This is a genomic window from Nocardia farcinica (genome assembly GCF_029867845.1).
Classification (GTDB): domain Bacteria; phylum Actinomycetota; class Actinomycetes; order Mycobacteriales; family Mycobacteriaceae; genus Nocardia; species Nocardia farcinica_A.
In genome coordinates this window covers 1-3,811 of record NZ_JARWRU010000588.1, presented here as the reverse complement: position 1 = coordinate 3,811, position 3,811 = coordinate 1, and the positions used below count along the sequence as shown (strand labels likewise).

3 protein-coding genes are annotated in these 3,811 nt (G+C 73.1%); 2 read left to right on the top strand and 1 reads right to left on the bottom strand.

All coding sequences use genetic code 11. From position 1 onward, the window contains the following. On the bottom strand, positions 1-853 hold an 853-nt coding region (gene crtI / locus QH283_RS12845), incomplete at its 3' end, for a phytoene desaturase family protein (protein WP_280503233.1). A gap of 129 nt (positions 854-982) precedes the next feature. Here crtI and QH283_RS12840 point away from each other — a divergent pair. Both QH283_RS12840 and QH283_RS12835 read left to right on the top strand, forming a co-directional pair. After that, entirely contained in the window at positions 983-2,773 is a 1,791-nt protein-coding gene (locus tag QH283_RS12840) for a penicillin-binding transpeptidase domain-containing protein (RefSeq protein WP_280503232.1), read from the top strand. Between the two features lie 181 nt (positions 2,774-2,954). After that, on the top strand, positions 2,955-3,811 hold an 857-nt coding region (locus QH283_RS12835; protein WP_432420721.1), incomplete at its 3' end, for a serine/threonine-protein kinase.

Here is a 3,811-nt window from a genome sequence, read left to right as displayed (position 1 = left end):
GCTCGGTGGTGAGGACCACCGAATCGCAGGGAAACCGTTCGCCGTCGGCGGTGCGTACGGCGGTGACGCGGGAGCCCGAGCGTTCCAGCTCGGACACCGGGCTGTTGTAGCGGAATTCGACCCCGGCATCGGTCGCGGCGGCGGCCAGGGCGTCGGGGACGGCGCGCACGCCACCCTTGGGGAAGTAGACGCCCGCGATGGTGTCCATGTAGGCGATCACGGCGTAGACGGCGAGGGCGCGCTGCGGGGCGACGCCCGCGTACAGGGACTGGAAGCTGAACACCCGCCGCAGCCGCTCGTCCTGCAGGTGTTGCGAGATCTTGGCGTCGACCGAGCGGAAGCCGCCCAGCGCGGCGACCCGGGCGAGCGAAGGAGTGAGCGCTGACAGGGGGGAGTCGAAGTTGGCCGCGATGAAGCCGTCGTACTCGGCCCGGTAGAGCTGCCCGAGCCAATCCCGCAGGCGCAGATAGCGTTCGGCCTCCGCGACGCCGGAGAACCGGCGCACCTCGTCGTACATGGCGTCGGCGTCGCTGTGCACGGCCAGGCGCGAGCCGTCGGCGAAGCGGGCGTCGTAGGCGGGGTGCAGCGGCAGCAGGTCGAGCCTGGCGTCGAGGCTGTCGCCGACCGCGGCGAAGGTCTCGTCGAGGATGTCGCGCATGGTCAGCACGGTCGGGCCGGTGTCGAGCCGGTAGCCGTCCACGTCGAGCCTGCCCGCCCGGCCGCCGGGATGCGCGTCGCGTTCGACGACCACCACCGCCCGGCCGCGCCCGGCCAGGTGCAGCGCCGCCGCGAGTCCGGACAGGCCCGCTCCCACGACCACCACTCGATCTGTTCTGCCGCGCACCGTACGCATCGTTTGCCTCCTGAGGACGTCCCTTGGCGAGAAGAGTACCGCACAAACGATGCAAAAACGATGCAACGGCCGGAACTGGCGATGTCGAGTGCGGCGTCGGGCCGGTCCGCCTCCAGTACCGTCGGCCGGGTGCGTACCAACCGGAGCAAACTCGCCGTCCTGTTCGCCGCACCCGTGCTCGCCCTCGCCTCCTGTAGTTCGGGGCCGGATCAGCCGGAGACCGTCGCGGGACAGTTCGCCGACGCCCTCGACGACGGCGACGTGGCGGCCGCCGCCGCGCTGACCGACGATCCGGAACAGGCCACGGCCACCTTGAACGGGCTCTTCGACGGACTGGGTGGGGAAGTCGACTACGAGGTGCGCGGGACCGACGGCGACGACTTCACCCTCGCCGCCACCTGGAAGCTCGGCCCGGCGGGCGACGAATGGACCTACACCACCACCGGAACCACCACCGGCGGCGACGACCCGCTCATCCGATGGAATCCCGCGACGCTCGCCCCCGGCCTGGACAAGGGCACGCTGGAGTTCGGACTCGCCCGATCCGCGCCCGCCCGGGTGCTCGACGCCGCGGGCGGCACGTTGATGACCGAGCAGATCGTCACCCTGGTGAACGTCTCCGCCGAGGCCGACACCGCGGCGGTCGCCGCCCTGCTGTCCCCGCTCGCGCCGGGCATCACCGCCGAGAGCCTGCGCGCCGACATCGCTGAGAAGAGCGGTGCTGAGACAGGCGGTGCCGAGACGGGCGGCACCGGGAAAGCCGCGTCGGTCACCGCCATCACGCTGCGCGCCGAGGACATCGCGCCCATCCAGGAACAGCTGGCCGCGCTCCCCGGGGTCGATCTCGCTGCGCAGACCCGCCTGCTGACCGTGGACAAGGCGCTGGCCTCACCGGTCCTGTCGGGGCTGGCCGAGCTCTGGCAACAGGAGTCCGACGAGGCCGCGGGCTGGGCGGTGCGGGTGCGCACCCCGGAGGGCACCGAACGGATCGCGGGGCAGGAGCCGAGGCCGACCGCCGACATCGTCACCACCCTCGACCCCGGGCTGCAGCGCGCGGCCGAGGACGCGCTCGCCCCGCTGCCGGACCCCGCCGCCATCGTGGCGATCCGTCCGTCCACCGGCGAACTGGTGGCCATCGCGCAGAACGCCGCGGCCGACGCCGCGGGACCGATCGCGCTGACCGGGCTGTATCCGCCCGGCTCGACCTTCAAGACCGTGACCGCCTCGGCGGCCATCGAGGCGGGCGAAGCGACCGTCGACACCGTCCTGCCCTGCCCCGGCGTGGCCACCATCGAGGGCAGGCGCATTCCCAACGACGGCGGCTTCGATCTCGGCGAGGTGCCGCTGCACACCGCCTTCGCGCGCTCCTGCAACACCACCATGGGGCTGCTCGGCGTGCGGCTGCCCGCCGACGGGCTCACCGCCGCCGCCGCTCGCCTCGGCCTCGGTCTGGACTACGTGACGCCGGGCCTGACCACCGTGACCGGCTCGGTGCCGCCCGCGCAGACGCCCGCCGCCCGGGTGGAGGCGGCCATCGGGCAGGGCGCGGTGACCGCATCGCCGTTCGGCATGGCGCTGGTCGCGGCCTCGGTCGCGGCGGGCGCGCCGCCCCTGCCCTCGGTGGTCGCCGGACGCCCCGGCGTGGTCGACCGGCAGCCCGAACCGTTGCCCGCCGAGGTGGCCGCACAGCTGCGGACCATGATGCGCGAGACTGTGACCAGCGGCACTGCCACCGAGCTGGCCGACATTCCCGGTGTGCTCGGCAAGACCGGCACCGCGGAGTACATCGACGACACCCACGCGCACGGCTGGTTCGTCGGAATCGCCGACGATCTCGCCTTCGCGGTGTTCGCCGCCGACGCGGGCAGTTCGGCGCCCGCGGTGGCCGCGGCGGGCCGGATGCTGCGCGCGCCACGGTAGCGATCGGCTATCCTTCCACGTCGCCGGAGCCGGGCCATTTTCGGCGGTCGCGCAGACACCGGCTGACGCGTGCCGAAGTCCCACGGCCCGCTACACTCGTCGGCGGGCCGTACCTGCGGTCAACATGTGGGATGTCACGATTTCGAGAAGGTTCGGAGTAGGCGCCATCGATACCGGTCAGTTGATCGCGGAGCATTACCGCCTGGTCGAGCGGATTGGTAGCGGCGGCACAGGCGTGGTCTGGCGTGCCACCGACGAGCGCTTGCGACGTTCCGTGGCGATCAAGCAGATACAGATCAAGCCGAGCCTGCCCGAGGCCGAGCGCGACATCATGCGCCAGCGGGCGATCCGCGAGGCGCGCAACGCCGCCCGCTTCCAGCACCCCAACGCCATCGTGGTGTTCGACATCACCGAGCACGACGGCGACCCCTGCCTGGTCATGGAATACCTGCAGTCGCGCAGCCTGGCCGCGGTGCTCGCCGCCCAGGGCACCCTGCCGCTGACCCAGGTCGCCCGCATCGGCGAGCAGGTCGCCTCCGCGCTGATCGCCGCCCACAACGCGGGCATCGTGCACCGCGACGTCAAGCCGGGCAACGTGCTGCTCGACGATCACGGCACGGTCAAGATCACCGACTTCGGCATCTCCCGCGCCGCGGGCGACGCCACCCTCACCGAGACCGGCCTGATCTGCGGCACCGCCGCCTACCTCGCGCCCGAAGTCGCCCGCGGCTCGGACCCCACCCCGGCTGCCGACGTGTTCTCCCTCGGCGCGACGCTGTTCCACGCGCTCGAGGGCGAGCCGCCCTACGGGGCCAGCGCCAACCCGCTCGCGGTGCTCTACGCCGCCGCCAACGGGCAGGTCAGCCAGCCGCGCAACGCGGGCCCGGCCACCGACTTCCTGCTCGCGCTGCTCGACCCCGACCCGGACGCGCGCCCGACCAAGCGGGTGGCGCGCGCCACCCACGCCCCCCTAGCCGCCCCCGGGTGGGGCCCCCCCGGCCGGGTGGGGCCCCCCGCCCCGGGCGACGCCCGGGGGGT